General features: G+C 64.7%; 20 protein-coding genes. 5 read left to right on the plus strand and 15 right to left on the minus strand.

Annotation, left to right across the window (positions count from 1 at the left end; genetic code table 11):
• Positions 1-69 precede the first annotated feature (69 nt).
• Positions 70-831, minus strand: a complete 762-nt coding sequence (locus tag AC0Z35_RS27100) for a fimbrial biogenesis chaperone (protein ID WP_485133133.1) — start codon at positions 829-831, stop codon at positions 70-72.
• 14 nt (positions 832-845) lie between these two features.
• Positions 846-1430, minus strand: a complete 585-nt coding sequence (locus tag AC0Z35_RS27105) for a fimbrial protein (protein WP_104144050.1) — start codon at positions 1428-1430, stop codon at positions 846-848.
• 507 nt (positions 1431-1937) lie between these two features.
• Here AC0Z35_RS27105 and AC0Z35_RS27110 point away from each other — a divergent pair.
• Positions 1938-2993, plus strand: a complete 1056-nt coding sequence (locus AC0Z35_RS27110) for an Ldh family oxidoreductase (RefSeq protein WP_120156451.1) — start codon at positions 1938-1940, stop codon at positions 2991-2993.
• Positions 2994-3076: 83 nt separating this feature from the next.
• On the opposite strand, the gene paoC is transcribed toward AC0Z35_RS27110, so the two are convergent.
• Genes paoC through AC0Z35_RS27130 form a run of 4 tightly spaced genes read right to left on the minus strand, consistent with a single transcriptional unit; the run spans position 3077 to position 7987 of the window.
• Positions 3077-5281 (minus strand): aldehyde oxidoreductase molybdenum-binding subunit PaoC, encoded by a 2205-nt coding sequence (gene paoC, locus AC0Z35_RS27115; protein ID WP_046806012.1) that lies wholly within the window; start codon positions 5279-5281, stop codon positions 3077-3079.
• Positions 5282-5285: 4 nt separating this feature from the next.
• A complete protein-coding gene (locus AC0Z35_RS27120) occupies positions 5286-6236 on the minus strand; it encodes an FAD binding domain-containing protein (RefSeq protein WP_485133132.1) in 951 nt (316 codons plus the stop codon).
• Complete coding sequence (gene paoA / locus AC0Z35_RS27125; RefSeq protein ID WP_046806014.1) at positions 6233-6877, minus strand: aldehyde dehydrogenase iron-sulfur subunit PaoA; 645 nt, start codon at positions 6875-6877, stop codon at positions 6233-6235. The genes AC0Z35_RS27120 and paoA overlap by 4 nt, the downstream gene beginning before the upstream one ends.
• Positions 6878-6892: 15 nt before the next feature.
• Entirely contained in the window at positions 6893-7987 is a 1095-nt protein-coding gene (locus tag AC0Z35_RS27130; RefSeq protein WP_485133131.1) for an XdhC family protein, read from the minus strand.
• Between the two features lie 290 nt (positions 7988-8277).
• Between AC0Z35_RS27130 and AC0Z35_RS27135 the strand changes: the two genes are divergently transcribed.
• On the plus strand, positions 8278-8982 hold the full coding sequence (locus AC0Z35_RS27135; RefSeq protein WP_485133130.1) for a nucleotidyltransferase family protein: 705 nt from the start codon (positions 8278-8280) through the stop codon (positions 8980-8982).
• Between the two features lie 213 nt (positions 8983-9195).
• Here AC0Z35_RS27135 and AC0Z35_RS27140 read toward each other — a convergent pair whose 3' ends face one another.
• From AC0Z35_RS27140 to AC0Z35_RS27150, 3 genes are all read right to left on the minus strand, one after another.
• Entirely contained in the window at positions 9196-10188 is a 993-nt protein-coding gene (locus tag AC0Z35_RS27140) for a tripartite tricarboxylate transporter substrate binding protein (protein ID WP_485133129.1), read from the minus strand.
• Positions 10189-10288: 100 nt separating this feature from the next.
• Complete coding sequence (locus AC0Z35_RS27145; protein WP_485133128.1) at positions 10289-12439, minus strand: acetate--CoA ligase family protein; 2151 nt, start codon at positions 12437-12439, stop codon at positions 10289-10291.
• On the minus strand, positions 12436-13278 hold the full coding sequence (locus tag AC0Z35_RS27150; protein WP_485133127.1) for an enoyl-CoA hydratase/isomerase family protein: 843 nt from the start codon (positions 13276-13278) through the stop codon (positions 12436-12438). The genes AC0Z35_RS27145 and AC0Z35_RS27150 overlap by 4 nt, the downstream gene beginning before the upstream one ends.
• A gap of 165 nt (positions 13279-13443) precedes the next feature.
• Between AC0Z35_RS27150 and AC0Z35_RS27155 the strand changes: the two genes are divergently transcribed.
• Positions 13444-14250 (plus strand): IclR family transcriptional regulator, encoded by an 807-nt coding sequence (locus AC0Z35_RS27155; protein WP_485133126.1) that lies wholly within the window; start codon positions 13444-13446, stop codon positions 14248-14250.
• A 416-nt stretch (positions 14251-14666) separates the two neighbouring features.
• On the opposite strand, the gene AC0Z35_RS27160 is transcribed toward AC0Z35_RS27155, so the two are convergent.
• From AC0Z35_RS27160 to AC0Z35_RS27180, 5 genes are all read right to left on the minus strand, one after another.
• Entirely contained in the window at positions 14667-16043 is a 1377-nt protein-coding gene (locus AC0Z35_RS27160; RefSeq protein ID WP_485133289.1) for a metal-dependent hydrolase family protein, read from the minus strand.
• 358 nt (positions 16044-16401) lie between these two features.
• On the minus strand, positions 16402-16674 hold the full coding sequence (locus tag AC0Z35_RS27165; protein WP_046804889.1) for a hypothetical protein: 273 nt from the start codon (positions 16672-16674) through the stop codon (positions 16402-16404).
• A gap of 88 nt (positions 16675-16762) precedes the next feature.
• Positions 16763-17221, minus strand: a complete 459-nt coding sequence (locus tag AC0Z35_RS27170; RefSeq protein WP_485133125.1) for a hypothetical protein — start codon at positions 17219-17221, stop codon at positions 16763-16765.
• A 126-nt stretch (positions 17222-17347) separates the two neighbouring features.
• Positions 17348-18061 carry a hypothetical protein gene (locus AC0Z35_RS27175; RefSeq protein WP_485133124.1) on the minus strand — a complete coding sequence of 238 codons (714 nt, stop codon included), beginning with the start codon at positions 18059-18061 and terminating at the stop codon, positions 17348-17350.
• 2 nt (positions 18062-18063) lie between these two features.
• Positions 18064-19095: a TRAP transporter substrate-binding protein gene (locus AC0Z35_RS27180; protein WP_219990660.1), complete on the minus strand. Its 1032-nt coding sequence runs from the start codon at positions 19093-19095 to the stop codon at positions 18064-18066.
• A 153-nt stretch (positions 19096-19248) separates the two neighbouring features.
• Here AC0Z35_RS27180 and AC0Z35_RS27185 point away from each other — a divergent pair, with 153 nt between their 5' ends.
• Positions 19249-20067 (plus strand): IclR family transcriptional regulator, encoded by an 819-nt coding sequence (locus AC0Z35_RS27185; RefSeq protein WP_046804885.1) that lies wholly within the window; start codon positions 19249-19251, stop codon positions 20065-20067.
• Between the two features lie 22 nt (positions 20068-20089).
• Here the strand turns inward: AC0Z35_RS27185 and AC0Z35_RS27190 are convergent, their stop codons facing one another.
• On the minus strand, positions 20090-20911 hold the full coding sequence (locus tag AC0Z35_RS27190) for an IclR family transcriptional regulator (protein WP_120156462.1): 822 nt from the start codon (positions 20909-20911) through the stop codon (positions 20090-20092).
• 132 nt (positions 20912-21043) lie between these two features.
• On the opposite strand from AC0Z35_RS27190, the gene AC0Z35_RS27195 reads away from it, so the two are divergent.
• On the plus strand, positions 21044-22051 hold the full coding sequence (locus AC0Z35_RS27195) for a TRAP transporter substrate-binding protein (RefSeq protein WP_485133123.1): 1008 nt from the start codon (positions 21044-21046) through the stop codon (positions 22049-22051).
• Positions 22052-22069 lie beyond the last annotated feature (18 nt).

The raw sequence follows: 22069 nt of genomic DNA on the forward strand, positions 1-22069 counted from the left end.
CCGAAGGTCGCGCAAGTCGAACGTTGATCAAACCGGAGAAACTCCCGCGACAAGGGCCAGGTAAAGCGCTCAGTCCAGCAAGCGTTTGTTGATTTCGCGCCGTGCGCCAAAGTCGTTGATGGCTTCGTACTGGACGGTGGATTTCGCGCTTTGCAGGCCAGCCGCATTCGAGGAAAGCGCAAAGTTCGTTTGCCCAAACGGCGCAACCATGCCGTTATCCACGGCTATCGTTTTGCCGCCCGACACCAGCCCGACACGCGCAAACGACACATGAAACGGCGTGGGGTTGGTGACTTCAAGCTGGCGCTTTCCGCCCGCGCCGCCCACCAGCTTCCAGGTCAGCTTGTCGGGCGCCGTCGCGGCCTCGTCGGGCAGCGTGGCGGGCCGAAAGAAAATCTTGATGCGGGTATGAAACGAAAATTGCAGCACGTTGACGGTGGCTGGATCACGCGGTGGCGTTTCCACGACGTTCAGATAAAACAGGGTCTCGCGGTCGGACGGCAGCGGTTCCTTGGTGTAGCTGATGCGGATATTGGCCGCGCTGTTGGGTTCGATTCGCATGATCGGCGGCGTCAACACGAACGGCAGGCGCAAATCGGTGGGCAGCACGCCTTCCTTGCCGTCGTCGATCCAGTTTTGCGCCAGCACGGGGCTTGCCCCATTGTTGCGAACAATCATGATGGCATCGCGCGCGTCGGACTTGATGACCAGGCGCGTGCCTTGCAAGACCAATGCGGCCTGGGCGGGAAACGCCCAGACGCACAGGACCAAAGCGAGCGATAGCACGCGCGTGAACGCATGGCGGGCAAGCGCCCCGATGATCGTTTTCATTGCGGTCGCCGAACTTAGTTGTAGCGCAGCGTGTAGGTCACGAAGGAATCGCCACCACCCATGCCGACCGAAGTGGCGGAGGGATCCTGCGGGACGTATTTGGCCGAGTAGTACAGGATGGCCTGATTGTTCTTGACCTCGGCCACTTGCGGGTTGGCGTCGGTGATGCCCAGCCGGATCGGCGTGGTGTTGGCGGGGGCTTCGCTGCGGTTGTTGCGGATCTGGATCTGCACGCCGGCAGCAGGGTCTGCGCCCACCAGCTTCAGGTTGCCCGTCACCTTGTCGACGTTCGGGTGGTTGGCATGAAATTGCAGCCGCACCTTGGTGTCATCCGTGCAGTCGACAGAGCCGTGCACCTTGATCTGAAAGTCGCGTTCGGGCGCGGACCCATTCACGACGTCCGCGGGATTGACCGTGCCGAACGAAGGCACGTCGGTGACGCCATTGGCGCCGCCCGCGCTGCCTTCAACGTCGCACGTCACGTCGCTGATCGTGCCAAAAAAGTTGACGGTACCGCCGGCGGCGAAACTGGCGCCCGGAGCGAATGCGGCGAGCAGCAAGCCAGAGGCGGCAAGGGATGTCACGATACTGCGCTTCATGCGTATTCCTTTTGTGAAGATGAATATGGCGGCTGAAAAGGCGACGCGGTGAACCATGGGGTTTGCGGATACGCCGCGGGCGCGATATGCCGCCGAAGCCTTGATGACTGCCAGAACCCGGCACACCGTGTCCTGGCAACAGGGCTCGCCAACCCCGGCAAGACAATGCCGCGGGGATGGGTTGGTGCGAGTCCATGAACGATACGATTTAGGCGCGCGGATTTAACTAGGAAGATGCTTAATTGGCGCTCTGATAAATCAGAAAAACAGCCCTTTGGCTGAATGTCGAACGCCATTTGTATTGCTGCATTGCAAAGCAGCTTCCATCCCTTTGCCAAAGCGGTCCCGCGCTTGAATTGATGCACTGCCACAGGCGCTTCCACGGCTTGTTCAAGCGCGACATGTTCGGGTCGCAATCAGGCTGGCCATCAACCTCGCTACACTGGCCAAGCGCAGACTGCCCCGCGCCGCTTTGATTCGACCCCGCCCGCGCTGCCGGCCGGGGCCATGCAATGCAAACCCGGAGGTAATGTGAACACCGACATGGTCAATCTCTCGATCACCGAGGTCTATGAGTTATCGCTTGATGTGTTGAGCCGCAACGGCTTTTCGACGGCGCACGCCAAGGCCATCGCGCAAACGATCACGGCGGGTCAGCGCGATGACTGCCAGTCTCATGGCATGTACCGCCTGCTCGCTTGCGTGCGTACCTTGCAGTCCGGGCTGGTTGACCCTGAAGCCCTGCCCATCGTCACGCACCCCACCGCAGCCGTGGTGCAGGTCGATGCGCAGCGCGCGTATTCCTTGTTGGCATTTCAAGAAGGCTTGCCGCATCTGGTGGACAAGGCCAAGCGCAACGGCGTGGCCGTGCTGGCCATCAACAATTGCTTCCACTTTTCCGCGCTGTGGCCCGAAGTCGAAGCCATTGCGCAGCATGGCCTTGCGGGCTTGGCGATGACGCCCAGCCATAGCTGGGTGGCGCCGGCGGGCGGTACGCGTCCGGTGTTCGGCACCAACCCCTTGGCGTTCGCCTGGCCGCGCCCTGGCCCCTACCCGTATGTGTTTGACTTTGCCACCAGCATGGTCGCGCGCGGCGAAATCGAATTACACCGCCGCACCGGGCGCGCCATTCCAGAAGGCTGGGCGATTGATGCGCAAGGACGGCCCACCACCGACGCCGCTGCGGGACTGGCGGGCGCGATGCTGCCGTTCGGTACCTACAAGGGGTCGGCACTATCCACGATGATCGAGCTGCTGGCCGGACCGCTCATCGGCGACTGGACCAGCATGCAGTCGCAAGCGCACGATGCCGGCAAGGGCGGCACGCCCCTGCACGGGGAATTGGTAATTGCGCTGGACCCGAACATCCTGGGCCGTGGCCTGGCGCCGGCCAACGCCGACGCCGCCGAGGCCATGCTGGACGCCATCAGCGGCCAGGGCGCACGCCTGCCTTCCGAACGCCGCTTCAAGGCGCGCGCCAAGAGCGAACAGGAAGGCGTATGGGTCGGCCGCGCGCTGTATGACGAGATCAGGTCGTTGGGGTCATTGAAGACGCAGGGCTGACACGCGCGTCGGCCAGCCGGCACCTTGGCGCGCTGCCGGCCTCTGGCAGCAGGGGGTGACGCGGCTGGGAATCACGGTCCTGGTCAGCTCAGCTCCGGCAAGCCCGGCAGCAGCTTGTCCAACGTGATCGGGTAGTCTCGCACCCGGACACCGGTGGCGTTGTAGATCGCGTTGGCAATCGCCGCGCCCACGCCGCACAGGCCCAGCTCGCCCACGCCCTTGGCTTTCATGGGCGAGGAAATCGGGTCGGTTTCATCCAGGAAGATGACCTCCTGACTTGGGATGTCGGCGTGCACCGGCACCTCGTAGCCGGCCAGGTCGTGGTTCACGAAGAAGCCGACCCGGTCGTCCACCGCCAGCTCTTCCATCAAGGCCGCGCCCACGCCCATCGTCATGGCGCCGATCACCTGGCTGCGCGCCGTCTTGGGGTTCAGGATGCGCCCGGCGGCGCACACGGCCAGCATGCGCCGGATGCGCGTCTCGCCGGTGGCCGCGTCCACCGCCACTTCGACAAAATGCGCGCCGAAGGTGGACTGCTGGAACTTCTTGTCCAGGTCACCGAATTCCATCGTGTCTTCCGCGACCAGGTCGCCGCCCGCCGCCGCATCGCGCAGCGTTGCCGTTCGGCCATTTGCATCGGTGACCGAGCCGTCCGCGAACACCGCGCCGTCCGTGGCGAAGCCCAGGCGTTGCAGAATCTGGGTGCGCAGCTTATCGCACGCCGCGTACACGCCCGCCGTCGAGCTATTGGCGCCCCACTGCCCGCCCGAGCCGGCCGACACCGGGAAGTCGGAATCGCCCAACCGCACGACGACCTTGGCCAGCGGCACGCCCAACATTTCGGCGGCCGTCTGCGCGATGATCGTGTAGCTGCCGGTGCCGATGTCCGTCATATCGGTTTCAACGATGACCTGGCCCGCGGCGTCCAGGCGCACGCGCGCCGCCGAGGTGGTCACCAGGTTATTGCGAAACGCCGACGCCACGCCCATGCCCACCAGCCAGCGCCCTTCGCGGCGAGTACCGGGCTTGGCGCTGCGATTGGCCCATCCAAAATGGTCCGCGCCCAGGCGCAGGCATTCAATGAAGCGGCGCTGCGAGAACGGCCGCTCCGGCTTGGCCGGGTCCACCTGCGTGTCGTTGCGCACCCGAAATTCCACCGGGTCCAGCCCGGCCGCTTCCGCCATTTCGTCCACGGCAATTTCCAGCACCATCATGCCCGGCGCCTCGCCGGGCGCGCGCATGGCGTTGCCTTCGGGCAGGTCCAGCTGCATCAGGTTCAGCGCGGTCAGCCGGTTGGCGCCGGCATACAACAACCGCGTTTGCTGCACGGCCAGCTCGGGCTGGCCGCCGGGCAAGTCGCCCGACCAGCTTTCGTGGCCGATGGCGGTGATCTTGCCGTCTGGCGTCGTGCCGATGCGCACACGCTGAATCGTTGCGGGCCGATGCGTGGTGTTGTTCGCTATCAACGGGCGTTGCAGCGCCACCTTGACCGGTCGGCCCGCCGCCCGCGCGCCCAGCGCCGCCATCAAGGCATCCGCGCGCACAAACAGCTTGCCGCCAAAACCGCCGCCCACATAGGGCGAGATCAAGCGCACCTTTTCGCGCGGCACACCCAGCGTGCGCGCCAGGTCGCCACGCCCCCAGTCCACCATCTGGTTCGACGTCCACACCGTCAGCGCATCGCCTTCCCATTTGGCAACGGACGCATGCGGCTCCATCATCGCGTGCGACTGGTCGGGCGTGGTGTAGGTGTGGTCGATCTTCACCGGCGCCTGCGCATAGGCGCTTTCGAATTCACCCACGCGGTCCTCTTGCGGATCGTTCTTGCCGGCCTTGTCCGTTGACGCCTTCTCGGCGGCCAGATCGAACGCGCCTTGCGTGCGTTCGTACTGCACGCGGATGAGCCGGCTGGCGGCGCGCGCCTGTTCCAGGTTTTCGGCCACCACCAGGGCGATGGCCTGGTGATAGTGCTCGATGGCGGGGCCGCCCAGCAGCGTGGCGGTGTTCATCTTGCCCTTGCCCAGCTTGCCGGCGTTTTGCGCGGTCACCACCGCCAGCACGCCAGGCGCGCGGCGCGCGGCCTCGATGTCCATCGATGTGATGCGGCCCTTTGCGATGGCAGAACCTAGTACATAGCCCACGGCGGCATCGGGCGCCACGTCATGCCGCTCGTACGCGTAGGGCGCCCTGCCGGTGGTTTTCAACGGGCCGTCGATGCGGTCGACGCCATGGCCCACGACCTTTAGCTGGTCGATGGGATTTTGGGTAGCGGGAGTATCGAATTTCATCGCGTCAGGCCCTCGCTTGCGCCAGCACTGCACTCAGGGTTCTTGCGGCCAGTGTCAGCTTGAATGCGTTGTCGCCGGTGGGCCGGGCGTCGGCCAGCAGGCGGTCGGTGACCGCCCGCGCGCCTTGCGGCAACGCGGCGTCGGCGGCGTCCAGGCGCCACGGTTGCGGCGCCACCCCGCCCAACGCCACGCGGCCGCTGCCGTCGGGCTGCACCACGGCGGCCACGGACACCAGCGCAAACGCGTAAGAGGCGCGGTCGCGCACCTTGCGGTACACGTGCGTGCCACCTGCCGGCTTGGGCAGGGCCACCGCCGTGATCAGCTCGCCGGCTTCCAGCGTGGTTTCAATGTGCGGCGTATCGCCGGGCAGGCGGTAGAAGTCCGCGATCGGAATCACGCGCGTGGCGCCGTCCGGACGCACCGCTTCCACCTGCGCGTCCAGCACGCGCATGGCCACCGCCATGTCGCTGGGGTGCGTGGCGATACAGGCGTCACTGGTGCCTATCACGGCTAATTGACGCGTCACGCCGCCGATGGCCGAACAGCCCGTGCCCGGCGCGCGCTTGTTGCACGGCATGTTGGTGTCGTAGAAATACGGACAGCGCGTACGTTGCAGCAGGTTGCCCGCCGTGGTCGCGCGGTTGCGTATCTGCCCCGACGCGCCGGCCAGAATGGCGCGCGACAGCACGGCGTAATCGCGCCGCACGCGCTCGTCGGCGGCCAGATCGGTGTTGCGCACCAGGCTGCCGATGCGCAGCCCACCGTCGGGCGTCGGCGTGATCTGGTCCAACGCCAGCCCGTTCACGTCGATCAGGTGCGTGGGCGTTTCCACTTCCAGCTTCATCAGGTCCAGCAGATTGGTGCCGCCCGCAATGAAGCGGGCGCCGCGTGCCTGGGCGGCGCTGGCGGCGGCGTCGGCGGGGGTGCGCGCGCGTTCGTAGGTAAACGGCCTCATGCTTTGCTCCCCGCCACCTCGGTGATGGCTTCAATGATGTTTGAATACGCGCCGCAGCGGCAGATGTTGCCGCTCATGCGTTCGCGGATTTCGTCCACGCTAAGCAGCGGGCGCTCGGTCAGGCTCTCGCTGACGTGGCTGGGCACGCCTTGCGACAATTCTTCCAGCATGGCTACCGCCGAACAGATCTGGCCCGGCGTGCAGTAGCCGCACTGATAACCGTCGTGCTTGACGAAGGCGGCCTGTAGCGGATGCAGCGCCGTGGGCGAGCCCAGCCCTTCAATGGTGGTGATCTCGGCGCCGTCGTGCATCACGGCAAGTGTCAGACAGGAATTGACGCGGCGGCCGTCCAGCACCACCGTACAGGCGCCGCACTGGCCGTGGTCGCAACCCTTCTTGGTGCCGGTCAGATGCAAGTGCTCGCGCAGCGCGTCCAACAGGCTGGTACGCATGTCCAGCGACACTTCGCGTGACGAGCCATTCACCCGCAGCGTCACGGTGGCGGACATTGGCTGCACGCCGGTCTGCGCGGCCTGCTGGGCCAACGACACCGACGATGAGGCAGCCATGGCGGTTGCGGAAACGGCGCCCGCCTTCAGCAGGTTGCGCCGGGTGATCTTGATTGCTGATGAGTTTTCCAAGTCTGCCCCTTTCGTTTAGTCGGCGACGCGGATGGCGGCGCGCTGCGGGTCGGGTTGCGGGTCGGGTTGCGGGTCGGGTTGCGGGTCGGGTTGCGGTCCGGATTGCGGTCCGGCATGCAGCAACCCGCATTCCCACTCCCGCCGGGAATGCGCGGCGGCCTGTGTCGTATGTTCAATACGTTGCTGCGTCAGCTCCGCCAGGATCGACACTGCGATCTCGGGTGGGGTGCGGCTGCCGATGGGCAGGCCCACCGGGCCACGCAGGCGCGCAACCTGCTCTTCTGTAAAACCGAAATGTTCACGCAGACGCGCGCGTCGCGCTTCGTTGGTGCGGCGCGAGCCCAGCGCGCCTACAAAGAACGCCGGCGACGGCAGCGCTTCCAGCAAGGCCATGTCGTCCAGCTTCGGGTCATGCGCCAGCACGATGATCGCCGTGCGCACGTCGGGCGCAAGGGCCATCACCGTGTCGTCTGGCATCGTCGTGACGAGTCGTGTACCCGGCACGTCCCACGATGCGGCGTATTCTTCGCGCGGGTCGCACACGGTGACGTCGAATCCCAGGGCTACCGCCATCGGCGCCACGTAGCGCGCGATGTCGCCGGCGCCCACCAGCAGCAAGCGCCATTGCGGGCCGTGCAGCGTGGTCAACACTTTGCCGTTCCAGTCGAACCGGTCGCCCGGCTGCGCCGGCGTCAGTTGCGCGGTGCCATCGGCCAGGCTCAACGTTCTTTTGACGACTTCGCCCTGGCGCAGTCGGTCGGCAAGGCTATGCAGCTGCGCCGCATCCGGTTTGGGTTCGATCAGCAGTTCCAGGATGCCGCCGCAGGGCAGGCCAAAGTTCAACGCTTCGTCGCGGGTGGCGCCGTAGGTCAGCGCATAGGGGCCGGCGCGCCAGAGATCACCGCGCCGCATCTTGTCGATGAGGTCATCTTCGATACAGCCACCGGATACCGACCCGGCAATGCGCCCATCGTCGCGCACCGCCAGCCACGATCCGCGAGGCCGTGGCGAGGCGCCCCAGGTTGCGGCTACCGTCGCCAGGACAAACGCGTGGCCCTGGCGCCGCCAGTCCTGGATAGCGGCCAACACTTGTAGATCAAGACTTTCCATGTTGGTGCCTTTGGAAATATCGGACTCACTCTACCAGTGGCCCGCCCGGCAAGAAAAGAGGCAAAATCCGCATACACCGTTGAGTGAAATTCACGAATCAACGGGGGAATGTCAGGAGTGGCGCGGGTTGTCCAAGACGCCACGTCTCCCCCCCCCAGTTGCCCACTGTCAACCGTGATCGCCCAGCAAGCGCCATGCCTAAGTCGCCACCGTTTTCGTCAGCCTCTGCTTTGTCAGCCTCTTCCCTGTCAGCGCCTTCCTTGTCAGCGCCTTCCTTGTCAGCGCCTTCCTTGTCAGCGCCTTCCGCGTCCCCCTCTTCCGCGTTGCGCGCTTTGCCCTCGGCCGCGTGCGTCGGCATCTTGCTGGCGGCGGGCCATGGGCGGCGCTACGCCGCGGACGCCCCCGGTCAAGACAAGTTGATGGCGCGGCTGGAAGATGGCACGCCGGTGGCGGTGGCGTCCGCCCGCGCGCTGGGCAGCGCCACATCACGCACCATTGCGGTGCTTCGACCCGACCAAGCGGCGCTAGGCGCACTGCTGCAAGCGGAAGGATGCGAGCTGGTCATGGTGGGCGCGAACGCGGACGGCATGGGCGATAGCCTGGCGACCGCCGCCCGCCACTTGCTCGGCCCGGGCATTGGCCGGGGCGAAGATTTTCCACCCGAAGGGCGAGACGTTCACGCTAAGACGCAGGGCTTGCCCGCCGCATCGTCGTGCCTGGTCGCCTTGGCGGACATGCCGTGGTTGCGCGCCGACACCTGCCAGCAAGTGGCCGCCGCAGCCCCGCACCATCGCATCGTGACGCCCACGTGGCAAGGCAAGCGCGGCCACCCCGTCGCCTTCGCGCGCGATCTCTGGCCTGAGCTTGCCGCGCTATCGGGCGACGTGGGCGCGCGCCGCTTGCTGCTGCGCCATCCCGTGCACGAGTTGGCGTTGGACGATCCCGGCGTGCACGCCGATGTCGACACGCCGCAAGATCTGCGCGCCGGTCATTGACCCTGCCGGATCGTGGCGATGTCTTTCATCGCGCGCCTTCCCGCCCCTTACCCCCCTTCTCGCCCCTTCTCGCCCCTTCTCGCCACTTCTCGCCCCTTCCCGCGCCCACTGCGTGCCCACGTTTGCCAAACGTTTGCCCGCGCTTGCCCGCGCCACAGGCCGACGTTTGCACCGCTGCCGGTGTTGAACCTTGCGCCCGGGCGCGCCACCTGCTCAGGGGGCGTCGGTAATGCCTGCCTCGCTAACGATCTTGCTCCAGCGCGCCTCTTCCTGCTTCACGTAGTCCCCCAGCGCGGCGGGCGTGCCGACATTGGCCACCAGCCCCTCCAATTCCAGCGCCGCCTGAAAATCCGCCTTGCCCGACACGTTCTTGATGGCGGCGTTCAGCCGGTCAATGACGGCGGCGGGCGTGCCTTGCGGGACGAACACGCCGTACCAGCTGTCCACGTAGTAGCCCGGCACCCCTGCTTCGGCCACGGCGGGCACGCCGGGGTACGACGGTGAACGGTCTTGGGTCGTGACGGCCAGCGCGCGCAACTGCCCGGTCTTGACGTGGCCGCTGACGCTGGCCGACGTAGAGAAGATCATGTCGATCTGCCCCCCCATCAAGTCATTGATGCCGGGGCCCGCGCCCTTATACGGCACATGCAGGACGTCGACCTTGCCCAGGCTTTTGAAGAGCTCGCCGGCCAGATGCGCCGACGTGCCATTGCCGTAGGAACCGAACGTCAGCTTGCCGGGATGGGCGCGCGCGTACGCCAGGATCTCCTGCACGCTCTTGAATTTGGACTTGGGTGACACCACCAGCACATTGGGCGACTTGCCGATCAGCGCAACGGGCGCAAACGCCTTGTCGGTGTCGTAGGGCAGCTTCTTGTGAATGGCCGGGTTGACCGCGTGCGCGAACGTCGCCATCAGCAGCGTGTAGCCGTCGGGCGGACTCTTGGCCACGTTCTCGGTGCCGATGATGGTGCTGCCGCCCGGCCGGTTCTCGACGATGACGGATTGGCCAAGTTCGTCGGTCAGGCCCTTGGCCAGCTGGCGCGCAATGATATCCGTGCCGCCGCCGGGCGTGAACGGCACCACGATACGCAGCGGCCGGTCGGGAAATGCGGCGTGCGCTTGCGGCGCGGCCACGGCGCATATCGTCAACATCGCGGCGGCGACTGCCTTGATGGGCCGCAACACAAATGGGTAGGTCTTCATCGTTGTCTCCTGATATTTTTTTGCGCCGGTCTTGTGCGGATCCTGTGCGGCGCGTCGGCAAAAAAGTTGCGTGGGGGGAAGGGACGGCGGGGCTGCCCGCCTAGCCCTTCATCACCACGACGCCATCGGCCGCGCAGACGCCCTTCCCTGTCGGCTTGACGAACAGCGGGTTGATCTCGGCTTCCAGCAACTGGTCTTGCAAGGTGCTTGCCATGCGCGCAAACGCCAACACCGCCTGCACCAGCGCGGGCACGTCGCAGGTCGGTCGGCCGCGATAGCCGTCCAGCAAGGGCCATGTTTTCAAGCGGCGCAGGGCCGCCTCGACATCTTGCGCCGTCAAGGCCGCGCCGTCGTCCGGCAATAGCAGCAAGGTGGTGTCGCGCACCAGCTCGGCCACCACGCCGCCCATGCCCAGCAATATCGCCGTGCCTAGCGGGTCGTGATGCAGGCCGACGATGACCTCGGCCGCGCCGGTGACCATCTCTTGCACCAGGTAGGCCTGGGGCGGCTTGCCGGTGTGCTGGCGCACGTCGATGCGCATCTGTCGCAAGCGCTGCGCGATGTCTTCCGGCGCGACATTGACGGCTACGCCGCCCACGTCGCTCTTGTGGGTGATGTCGCGCGACAGCAGCTTGAGCACCACGCGCGGGCCCAATGCGCGGGCGGCGCGGGTGGCTTCGGCTTCGGCGTCGGCTTCGGCTTCGGCGTCGGCGTCGGCGTCGGCATTGACGATGATTTCCCGCACGCCCGGGATTCCGAACTGCGCGAACAGCGCCTTGGCCTGTGCTTCGTCCAGCGCCTTGTGCAGTTCGACGGTTGCGGGCGAAGCCGCGTGCGCCGGCGTGCCGTCGCGCACCGGGCGCACCGCGCGCACGCCGCTCAGCTTGCCACCCTGCACCCGCCGCATGGCGGACAACGCCGCGCCGACGCTTTCGGGCGCGGCAAAGGCCGGCACGCCGTAGCGGCTCAGGACTTCCGCGGCGCGCGGGGCGTGCGGACTGATATATGCCAGTACCGGTTTGCCGTCAGGCGTCAGCGAATCGCGCAGCGCACCGGCCATCAGCTCGGGCTGCGCCACGGCGGAAGATCCCGCGATAACGACCAACGCATCGTACTGATCGCTTTCCAGCACGATGCGGATGGCGTTGCGCAGCAGGTCTGGCTGCAAGCCGGCCAGCGTCACGTCGATCGGGTTGCGATCCAGCGCTGCGTGGTCGCCGGTTTGCAGCGCGCGCAAGGCGGCGCCCGTGGCGGCATCGGGCGCGGGAAGCTCAAAGCCTGCCACGCCCAGACTGTCGGCCACCAGCGTGCCCGCCCCGCCGGTTGACGTCAGCACCGCCACGCGATTGCCGCCCAGCTTGCGATCGCCGGCAAGCGCGGCGGGTATATCCAGCAGGTCGGCAAACGTTTGCGCGCGAATGATGCCCGTCTCGTCGAACAGCGCGTCGTACATGGCGTCGGCGCCGGCCAAGGCGCCCGTATGCGAGGCCGCTGCCTGCGCGCCGGATGCCGAACGGCCGACCTTGAACGCCACGATGGGCTTGCCGGCCGCCGCCGCCTTGCGCGCCGCCGCGCGGAACGTCCTGGGGTTGCGGATGCTTTCCACATACAGGGCGATGACGCGCGTGGCCGGGTCGTCCACCAACGCATCCACAAAATCCGCCAGGTCCAGATCGACCTCATTGCTGGTGGAGATCAGCTTGGAAAACCCGATGCCGCGCGCCGCCGCGCGTGACAGCAACGCGCCCAGAATGCCGCCGCTTTGCGACACCAGCCCGACCGCGCCACTGGTCAGCTCATCGACTTCCAGCGCGCCGCTGGCGGATAGGGTGATGCGGTCGGTCAGGTTGACCAGGCCGATGGTGTTTGGACCCAGGATGCGCATGCTGCCCGCCGCCTCGCACAGCTCGCGCTGACGGCGTGCGCCCACGTCCCCGGTTTCCGAGTAGCCGCTGGCCAGCACGATGGCCGCGCCCGTGCCCATGGCCGCCAGTTCGGCAATCGCCTGCTGCGTGCGCTGCGCGCTCAGCAACACGATGGCCACGTCCGGCGCTTCCGGCAAGGAGCGAATATCGGGGTAGCAACGCAGCCCGCCAATCTCGGACGCTTTGGGATTGACGGGATAAATGCGCCCATCAAAGCCATGCTTTTGCAGATAGGCCACCGGCCGGCCCGACGTCTTGGCCGGGTCCGCGGACGCCCCTACGACCGCAACGCTGCGCGGTCGCAGCAATTTCTGTATGCCGCTCATTGCGCGTCTCCGTCGCGACCGCCCGAAGCGGCCTTGGCCGGGGCCATCTTGGCCTGGGCCATTTTGGCCAGGAAGGCCGCAACGGATTCGCGGTGTTCGCTGCTGGTGTAGCAGATGCCCTGCGCCTGGCTGCCCATGGCGAAGACCTGGTCGGCGGTCAGCTCGGAACTCTGGTCAAGTATCGATTTGCTAAGCGCCAAGGCCGTGGCCGAGCCCTTGGCCAGTTCGGCGGCCCAGGCCTGCGCCGCGCACACTTCGTCGCCAGCCGGGGCGAGCCGGTCGGCGATGCCCAGGGCCAGGGCTTCTTCCGCCAAGACCTTGCGGCCGGAATAGATCAGGTCCTTGGCGCGTGCCAGCCCCACGCGGCGGGGCAGGAAAAACATGCCGCCACCATCCGGAATCAATCCCCGCGCGATGTAGCTCCAGGTGAACGACGCGCTGTCCGACGCCACGATGAAATCGCAGCTAAGCGCCGTGTCCGCCCCCAGGCCGGCGGCCGCGCCGTTGACGGCGGCGATGGTGGGCTTGGGCATGCGAAACAGCAGGCTGACCGCATGGTGCACACGCTGCTGCCGTGACCAGCCGTTGAAGGCGACTTCGCCCGAGGGCGCGTCCATGCGCCGCTGCATGCCAGAGATGTCGCCGCCCGCGCAGAAGCCCTTGCCTTCCCCTGTCAGTACCAGCGCCTTGGTGCCCCGGTCAGCGGCCACGGCCTCCAGCGCATGGATCAGTTCGGCACGCATGGCGTCGCTGATGGCGTTGCGCTTCTCGGGCCGGTTCAGCGTTAGCGTCGCCACGCCGCCGTCCGCGTGCAGTTTGATGAATTCGTAGTCTGCCATCTAGTTGCTCCGTCTTGGTCGATAGGCCAGCGCGATCCGATGTTTTTTTCGCTGGCGATATCGACACGGTAGGCGCTACAGTGGGCAAAAACACCGGCCCAATTCCACCTGGTGGAATTGGGCCGGTGGGCTTTAACGATGATGGCTTCAAGGATGAGGGCGACTTTGACACCCGATGATGCGGCCCCCGCGCTGCAACGTTTCGATGGCGTCAGCCAGAACCGGTCCCTGGCCCGTGGCCTGGAAATCCTGCGCGCGTTCAAGCCCGGCACCGACCTGCTTGGCAATGGCGAGCTTGCCGAGCGCACCGGCCTTTCCGCCGCCACGGTCAGCCGGCTGACTCAGACGCTGGTGACCAGCGGCTTTCTGGAATACGAGCGCGGCGCGCGTGCCTACCGGCTGGCCGCGCCGGTGTTAAGCCTGGGCCACGCCATGCGCGCTGCGTCGCCGGTATTGAACGCCGCCACGCCGTTCATGCGCGACGTATCCAACAAACTGCACGTCAATATCGGCCTCGCCAGTGCGGACCGCACTGAAATGGTTTATCTGGAATCCATCCGCTATAACCGCCGGGCCTCGCTTCGCACTATCGTGGCGGGCCAACGGGTACCGATCGAACTCACGTCTTTAGGTCGCGCGTATCTGGCCACGCGGCCGACGGCGGCGCGCCAGGCGCTGCTCAAGAAAATAATGGCGGGGTATCGCAGCGCGTCGTGGAAACCGATCGGCGCGGAAATTGATCGGGCCATCGCAAAAGTGGTGGCTGCGGATTATTGCGTGGCGTCATGGCAGCCCGGCGTTGTCGCCATGTCTACCCCGCTACATGCGCCCGGTGGCCAGACGCTGGCGTTGAACCTGAGCTTGATGACGGACGACACGGCCGCGTCCGTGGAAAGGTTGCACGCGGCGGACTTGCTGGCATTGAAAGAGCGAATCGTTCACGAGCTTGATCGCCGCGCGCCGCCGCCGTAGACGGCGACTTTTTCAGCCACGGACGCCGGTCACCGCCTTGATCCGCACGGCGCCGTATTCGGACTCTGATGTACAGCTACCCGGCACCGGCGCGTTCCATTTCATATAAATATCTTTCTGGATCAGCACGATTATTCGGGTACCAAAGGGGTATTGCGCACAGATTATCTCCTGCCTTATTTTTTGTGATGGCCAGAGCACAAGTAACACAGCCACATGCACTATCACCGCCCTATTGAACATCCCGGATTCGCATTTCTACACGGACCGCGAAGTGTAGTGAGGGATGCGTCCCCGATGTTTAGGAAAGGCAATCAAACCAGACAGAAAGTATCTAACGCGTTAACTTTATTGCGGATTATTCTGTAATAATCCGCCAGCGAGATAATCCGGCCAGATAATGCGCGTTAATAAGACTATTGACCGGCTGGGGCCGCGCTCAAGGTATTTTTGTAAACCTTGCCGTCTTTCATGATGAGGCGCAGATGGGTCTCGGGATCACCCAGAAAATCCAGATTGCGAGACGGGTCGCCGTCGGCCACCAGAATATCGGCCAGGGCGCCCGGCGCGATACGGCCCAGCGGCTTGGGGTACGGGTTGCGTTCGCCCGACAAGGCCAACAAATCGCCGTTGACCCCGGTTGCCTGCGCCAGCAAGGTCAGGGGGTCATAGAACCGCACCAGCTTGGCCAACTGGCGTCCTTGGCTGGGCGTGTTCTTGGCATTGAACAGAATGTCGGTGCCCCAGCCCGTCTTGATGCCGTATTTTTGCGCCAGTTCATAGGCGCGCACCGTGCCTTCCGACACGCGCCGCTGTGATTCCTGACGCGCGGCATCGGGATACGTGTTGGCGTCCTCGTCCATCAAGAACGGTTGCAGACTCCACCAGACGCCCTCTTCACGCATCATGCGCACGCTTTCCTCGTCGGCCAATTGCCCGTGTTCGATGCATTTGACGCCGGCCTTGATCGTGCGCTGGATACCCTTGGGCGTGTAGACGTGGGCCATCACATAGGTATTCCAGTCGGCCGCCGCGTCAACGGCAGCCTGCAATTCCACTTCAGAAAACTGCGTGCTGTCCAAGGGATCGTAAAGCGACGACACGCCGCCGCCCGCCATGACTTTGATTTGCGACGCGCCCAACATCAGCTGCTCTCGCACACGCCGCAATACTTCGGCGGTGCCGTCGGCAATCATCGCCACGCCGGCGCTTTCCACAAAGCTCAACGGGGTATTGGCCGCGCGCGGCAAGTCGCTGCGCAAGCGAAAATCCCCGTGACCCGAGGTCTGTGAAATCATGGCGCCGCTGGGATAAATGCGGGGACCGGGAACCATGCCTTCATCGATGGCGCGCTTTAATGCAAACGCCGGCCCGCCCGCGTCACGAATCGAGGTAAACCCACGCATCAACGTGCGCTCGGCCTCCTCGGCAGCCGCGATATACAGATACCCCAGGTCAGCCGTCATGGCGACGGTTTGGCCCACCGCCGCCAACATGGAATGCCAGTGCACGTCGATCAAGCCCGGCATGACGAGCTTGCCCTGGCAATCAATCACCTGTGCGCCGTCAACCGATTGCCCGGCGCCGGGCAAGGCGGCAATTACGTTGCCTTGAATCAATACCTGCACGCCGTTTTGTACCGGTTTGCCCGAGCCATCGAACAAACGCAGGTTGGTCAGCAGCAAGGGACGATCGGAAGGCGTGGGGTGACGCAGCCAGTTGCTGGCCGCGCGCGCGCCCGTAAAGGGAAGCATCATGGCCGCCGCGCCGCCGAGGAACTTGCGACGCGACATATCCGCCATCACCCGCTGGTAAATCAAGCCACAGGCCACGCTGCCACATTGGCAGGGCCGCTTGAGGTTCAATACGCCGTTGCCGCCGTTGCCGCCTTTGACGCCATTGGCACCGTTCGGCGCGCGGCCGGCTCCGCCACTGAATAAATAACGCTGCGGAGAATCGAATGCATGAGCGGTAGCGCGGGCCATCGAACTTCTCCTGATGTTGAATACACGGCAATGCGATGTGCCGATGCTACTCAATAAACAGGATGCCAGCGCAAATAATTGCCGGCCTGATTGCCGGTCTGTAACCAGGCCGATTAATAACGGGAATTGCGTGCCGCGCGTGCAATTCCTTGCGGGCGTCGAGAGGCTACTGCGCCATGCGCCGCAGCCGATCCAATTCCGCCTTGTTCAGGCGCTTGGCTTCCAGCTCGGCGTAATTTCGTTCGCCCGCATCGTAAGACCCTTCAAAGATGCAGCGGCTGCGCAGAATCTTGCAGTTATCGCTGACCACCCGCTCGGACGCGGCAACCTTGGCGGTTTCGCTGGAGCCCGTCGGTGTGGTCGGCGTCGACGAACAGGCGGATATCAGTGCGGCAAACAAGAGCGCCACGCTGTGGCGGCTCAACAATCGAATCAACATTTTCCCTGGCCCATGGCTTCATCAGCTGTACTTATAGCAAGGGAAACGTCAAAAAATCGTTCCAAGTCGTAGCAGCGCGGCCCGGCGGTCACTCTTCTTCGACGCCCGACAGGTCGGTGAAATCCGCCACTTCGCCGTCCTGGAAGTTGACCATGATGCCGTAGGGTTCGCAGATGGGAAACACCCCTTCCTCGAACAGAATGGACCAGTCTTCCTCACCATGGAAGATGACTTCCGGGCCATCCACCAGGGGCACGCCCACCGGAAGCTGGAACGACGCGTCGCAGCCCAGCACCTCGGGATCGCTGCGATACACCTCTTCCAGATACGCCGTCGCCTTGGCGATCCACGCGCCCAGATCCGCCATGATCCGCGTGAACGCCGCCATCCCGGCCTCATTGTCGCGAGAGTCCGCCAGCACCTGGACGGACACATAGACCTGGCCCCCGTTTATGTCTGGCGTATCGACATTGCCTTGCAGGTAACGCAGGCCGTCTTCGCTGGTATTCAGGGTCAAAGAGGAAAGGGACGGATCGATGGAGGGCATGGGGGGCCTTTAAAGAATGGGAGCGCCGGCAGCGCGTAGCGTGAGCTTCACCGTAGCGCCGATAGATCAGGCTACGAGATTAGCATTTGCCCGTGGCCGATAAACCGTCTGTCCGGCGCATCCCCCTCACGCGTTTGGTGTCGCCCCTTGGCCTGATAGCCCGGTCCCAACGGCCTCCAGCGTATGCGACAAACAATAAATATCCGACCACGCGGCGGCCGGGTCGGCGTGCCTCGCCAGTTCCTCGGCATTGCGCACCTCGCCTTCGCAGGCGGTGACCGCGTTGATGTCGTAGCCGTTGACGATATAGATCCAATCGGCAACGCCGTCCCGGGCGCCGCGTATGGCTTGCTCGGTCGTTTGTGCAATCGCGGGGGTCTGCGTCATCAGCAGATGCGCACCCGAAATGCCCGGGCGCACGCAGCAGGCGGCAGCATGCGCTTTTACATACGCGCGCAATGCGTCCTGCGCGCCTGCGCGCGGTGACAAACGCAGGGTCAGCGCGTACCGCGCCAAACCCCCTCCGACGCTTTCCAGCACCCTGCACTGGCTGCGGATCATGTTGCGATGTTGCGGCATCAGCTTGGTGGACCAGGGCGTCGGCTGGTTCAACCTGCCCAGGTAGGCGGGCGAACTCAGCGTGTCGTAGCCGTCAAGTTCGTACATGACGAAAAAGCCTTCGCCGCCATGGGCGCTGACCCAGCGCGAGCCGCGCCGGAAACCCGGCACGCCCATGCGCTCGGGGAAGTGTTCATGCGAATGCCAGTCTTCGAATTCCGAGCGCCATGCCGGCGCAATATCCCACCACATGGCGATGGCGGCGCTGCCCAATAGCGCCATGATCAGCGCTTTGCCCGCAGCGCGGACAATTCCGTGGCCACCTGCTGCATCACGTCCGTGCCGATCTCGCCGGCGAACTTGTCGACCACCGGTTTGACGGCCTGGCGCAAGCCGTCTACCGCCTGCGGCGCCGGCTCGTTGACCTGCATCAGCTTGCGCAAGTCGTCGATGGCCACGGCTTCCTTGGCCTGCGAGATCTTGCGTTCTTGCTGCTTGGCTTCGTTGGCCGCGTCCAGGATGATCTGGCGTTCGGCCGGCGACATGCCGTCCCACGTCTTCTTGCTCATCAGGAACGGCATGCCGGTATAGATGTGCCGTGTCAGCGACAGGTACTTTTGCACCTCGGCGAACTTCGCGGACTGGATCACGCCCACGGGGTTGTCCTGCCCGTCGATGGCCTTGGACTCCAGCGCGCCATAGACTTCGCCGAACGTCATCGGCACGGGGTTGGCGCCCAGGGTTTTGAACATCTCGATATACACCGGCGCGGCGATCACCCGGATCTTCAGGCCCTGAAAATCCTGCACGCCGGTAATGGGGCGGCGGCTGTTGGTCATGTTGCGAAAGCCCAGGTCCCAGATTCCCAGGCCGACCAAGCCGTGGTCGGCCAAGCCGTCCAGCAGGCGCTTGCCCACCGGGCCATCGGACACCGCATACGCTTCGCGCGCATCGTTGAACAGAAACGGCAGGTCAAACACCATGAAGCGCTTGTCGATGCCGGCCAGCAGCCCCGTGGCCATCGACGTGAAGTCCAACGTGCCGCCGCGCACCGCCGACAGGTTTTGCGGGTCGCCCCCCAGCACGGCGTTCGCATAGATCGACACCTTCATCTTGCCGCCGCTTTTCTCGGCGACCAGGTCGGCAAACTTCTGCGCGCCCTGCCCCAGCGGATGATCCGCGGCCAAGCTGAATGCAAACTTCAAGGTACGCGCCTTGACCTCTTGCGCGGCCACGGTGGCGGTTAGCGCCAGGCAAACCGAAAGAGATGCGGCGGCGGTTACGGCAAGGCGAAATAACGGCTTTCCAATCTGCATCACAACCCCTCTGGTTTGGTGTCGGCAAGGAATATTTCGCTGCGAGCATAGGGCATAATTTTGAATGCCGTTCAAATTTTGGCCGAATTCAAAATTTGAATTTGGCCGCATTCAGCGCTCGGTTTTTCATGGTGGCCAACCCAAGGAGTTGCAATGAGCGGGGCAATCGAAAAGACATTGGCATTGCTTGAATACCTGGCCAAGCACCCCGACGGCGTCGCGCTGGCGACGGTGGCCGACGACCTGAACCAGTTGCGCAGCGGCTGCCACCGCACCCTGCACGAGCTGATGAAGTACGGCTACGTGCGGCAGACGCCGGTGCGCGGCGAATATGCGTTGACGACCAAGCTGGCGTCGATGGGTCTGAGCTTTCTGGGGCGTTCGGGCGTGGTCGACATTGCGCAACCGGTCATCGACCGCTTTGCCCTGGCCACCGGCGAACTGGTGCGGCTGGCCATCGTCGACGGTAAGCGGCTGACCCTGGTGGCCAAGGCGCAAGGGGCAAAGTCGGGGCTGCTGTATGACCCCGACATGGGCATCGACCTGCGCCTGTCTTGCAGCGCGGCCGGCCACGCCTGGCTGATGACGTTGCCGGAGGACCAGGCGATTGCGTACGTCACCGAACAAGGGCTGGGCAAGCCGCGCGATTTCGGGCCCAATGCGCCCACGTCGATCCGCGCGTTGCTTGCCGGCCTGGACGGCCACCGGCGGCGCGGGTACAGCATGCTGCAAGACGTTTATGCGGCGGGCATGAGCGCGATGGCAGCACCGATTCGCCGCCCCGGCCACGCAAGCACGGGCATCCTGGTGGTGGCCGGCCCGTCGCAACGCTTAACGCTGAAGGCAATGGAAAAGTTTGGGCCGGCGCTGCTGCGCGCGGCCAGCGAGCTGGCGCAGGCGGCAGAGGCGTCGCCGCTGCTGCGCTCGGCGCGCGTGGGCACGTGGGGCAATGGCCCGGCCGCGGAGGACTAGCGCGCCGTGGCCGGATCACGGCCTACTTCGCCGTATCGTCGCCGTCACTACGGCCCTGCATGGGAAAGCGCTTTCGGAACATCGGCGACGCCAGGCTTGCCAGCGCCAACTCTTCGGTGGCCGCCAGCAACTGAGGGCCCAGTTCCAGCATGCGCGCTTCGGTCAGGCGCATGGCGGGGCCCGCGATACTGAGTACGCCGATGGCGTCTTCGCCCTTGCGCTGCACGGGCGCCGCCATGGCCGTCATGCCGGGCGCGAACACTTCGTTGATCATCGCGTAGCCGCGCTTGCGGCCGGCTTGCAGCATCTTGGTCAACGCCGCAATCGTGGTGGGCGCGTTGGGGCCATATTCCGCCGGCGAACCGAAGCCTTGGCGCGACACCAGATCCAGCGCGCGCTCGTCCGACATCGTCAACATCCACGCGTGCCCGGACGCGCTGCACGACAGCCGCGCGTCCGATCCCATTTCCGGGTCATACCGCAAGCCGTGACGCGCGCCCTGCGCCTTGGCGACCCACGTCAGCCTTTCGTTATCGACGATGGCCAGGCGCACCAGTTCGCCGGAGATATCGGCCAGCCGGTCGACCAGCGGCTGCGCGATATCGACGATGCCGGTAGCCGCCAGATAGCTCAGGCCAATGGAGGCCACGCGGGCGGTCAGCGCGTAGTCGCCGTGGTCGCGGATCTGCCTGACGTAGCCGCAACGGCACAGGTCGGTCAGCAAGCGATGGGCGGCGCTTTGGGGGATCTCAAGCTGCTGCGCCAGCGAGGCTAGCGGCACGCCTTCGGGTCGGGAGGAAAGGTGCTCCATGACGGCAAGCGCGCGTTCGAGGACTCCGGCCATGTCATCTCAACAAGTAATGGGGTGATGGATGATAACCCTAGGTGGAAAACTATTCCACTCGGAATTACATTCCACTACCGAGTCCTCCAAGACATCGAAAACATTCCAAAAAAATCACGGAAGGAGACAACGATGAAGACCCGCATTTTCTGCCTGGGCCTGATGGGCCTGCTGTGCTCGACCGCCATGACGGCCCATGCGCAGGACATCCAGGAACGCACCATCCGGTTCGGCCACCTGAACAACACCGACCACCCCGTCAGCGCGGGCGTGCAGAAGTTTGCCGAGATCCTTGCCAGCAAAAGCGACGGCAAGATGAAGGTGAAGGAATTCCCCGCATCGCAGTTGGGCAATGAAATGCAGCAGCAGTCCGGCCTGCAAGGCGGCGTGCAGGAAATGTCGGCGCCCGCGTCCACGTCGCTGGCCGGCATCGTCAAGGAATTCGGCTTGATCGACCTGCCCTTCTCGGTCACCGACTTTGGCCAGGCAGACGCGCTGCTGGACGGGCCGCTGGGCCGCGCGCTGATCGCCAAGCTGCCTGAAAAAGGCCTGGTTGCGCTGGGTTTCTGGGACCTGGGCTTTCGCAACGTGACCAACTCCAAGCACGCCATCACCAAGCCCGAAGACCTGGCTGGCCTGAAGATCCGTGTCATTCCCAACCCGGTATTCCTGGACACGTTCAAGGCGTTCAAGGCCAACCCCGTGCCCATGCCGTTTGCCGAGCTGTACGGCGCGCTGGAATCCAAAGCGGTGGACGGCCAGGAAAATCCGTACTCGGTGATTCTGTCGAACAAGTTCTACGAAGTGCAGAAGTACGTCAGCGCGACCAACCACGTTTACGCCGCCAACATCGTGCTGGTCAGCAAGAAATTCTGGGACAAGCTGTCGCCCACCGAACAGCGCCTGATGCAAGAGGCGGCCGACGAGGCGCGTGGCTACCAGCGCAAGGTCAGCCGCGAAGCCGCGCAAAAAGCCGTGGCGGAATTGCAGGCCAAGGGCATCCAATACAACACGATCGAACCGGCGGAAAAAGTCCGCATGCAGCAGGTCGTCAAGCCGGTTATTGAACACTTCACCGGCAGCTACGACCCCGCCATCGTCAAGCTCTACAACGACGAACTCGCACGCATCCGCAAGTAAACGCACCGGCGTATCCAT

It is taken from the genome of Achromobacter sp. 1L-A-4-B-C2, from assembly GCF_057291955.1.

Excerpts from the sequence above, each read along its gene's own strand:
- AC0Z35_RS27100 (WP_485133133.1), bottom strand. The coding sequence starts at position 831 with ATGAAAACGATCATCGGGGCGCTTGCCCGCCATGCGTTCACGCGCGTG.
- AC0Z35_RS27105 (WP_104144050.1), bottom strand. The coding sequence starts at position 1,430 with ATGAAGCGCAGTATCGTGACATCCCTTGCCGCCTCTGGCTTGCTGCTC.
- AC0Z35_RS27110 (WP_120156451.1), top strand. The coding sequence starts at position 1,938 with ATGCAATGCAAACCCGGAGGTAATGTGAACACCGACATGGTCAATCTC.
- paoC (WP_046806012.1), bottom strand. The coding sequence starts at position 5,281 with ATGAAATTCGATACTCCCGCTACCCAAAATCCCATCGACCAGCTAAAG.
- AC0Z35_RS27120 (WP_485133132.1), bottom strand. The coding sequence starts at position 6,236 with ATGAGGCCGTTTACCTACGAACGCGCGCGCACCCCCGCCGACGCCGCC.
- AC0Z35_RS27130 (WP_485133131.1), bottom strand. The coding sequence starts at position 7,987 with ATGGAAAGTCTTGATCTACAAGTGTTGGCCGCTATCCAGGACTGGCGG.
- AC0Z35_RS27140 (WP_485133129.1), bottom strand. The coding sequence starts at position 10,188 with ATGAAGACCTACCCATTTGTGTTGCGGCCCATCAAGGCAGTCGCCGCC.
- AC0Z35_RS27145 (WP_485133128.1), bottom strand. The coding sequence starts at position 12,439 with ATGAGCGGCATACAGAAATTGCTGCGACCGCGCAGCGTTGCGGTCGTA.
- AC0Z35_RS27150 (WP_485133127.1), bottom strand. The coding sequence starts at position 13,278 with ATGGCAGACTACGAATTCATCAAACTGCACGCGGACGGCGGCGTGGCG.
- AC0Z35_RS27160 (WP_485133289.1), bottom strand. The coding sequence starts at position 16,043 with ATGTCGCGTCGCAAGTTCCTCGGCGGCGCGGCGGCCATGATGCTTCCC.
- AC0Z35_RS27165 (WP_046804889.1), bottom strand. The coding sequence starts at position 16,674 with ATGTTGATTCGATTGTTGAGCCGCCACAGCGTGGCGCTCTTGTTTGCC.
- AC0Z35_RS27170 (WP_485133125.1), bottom strand. The coding sequence starts at position 17,221 with ATGCCCTCCATCGATCCGTCCCTTTCCTCTTTGACCCTGAATACCAGC.
- AC0Z35_RS27175 (WP_485133124.1), bottom strand. The coding sequence starts at position 18,061 with ATGGCGCTATTGGGCAGCGCCGCCATCGCCATGTGGTGGGATATTGCG.
- AC0Z35_RS27180 (WP_219990660.1), bottom strand. The coding sequence starts at position 19,095 with ATGCAGATTGGAAAGCCGTTATTTCGCCTTGCCGTAACCGCCGCCGCA.
- AC0Z35_RS27185 (WP_046804885.1), top strand. The coding sequence starts at position 19,249 with ATGAGCGGGGCAATCGAAAAGACATTGGCATTGCTTGAATACCTGGCC.
- AC0Z35_RS27190 (WP_120156462.1), bottom strand. The coding sequence starts at position 20,911 with ATGGCCGGAGTCCTCGAACGCGCGCTTGCCGTCATGGAGCACCTTTCC.
- AC0Z35_RS27195 (WP_485133123.1), top strand. The coding sequence starts at position 21,044 with ATGAAGACCCGCATTTTCTGCCTGGGCCTGATGGGCCTGCTGTGCTCG.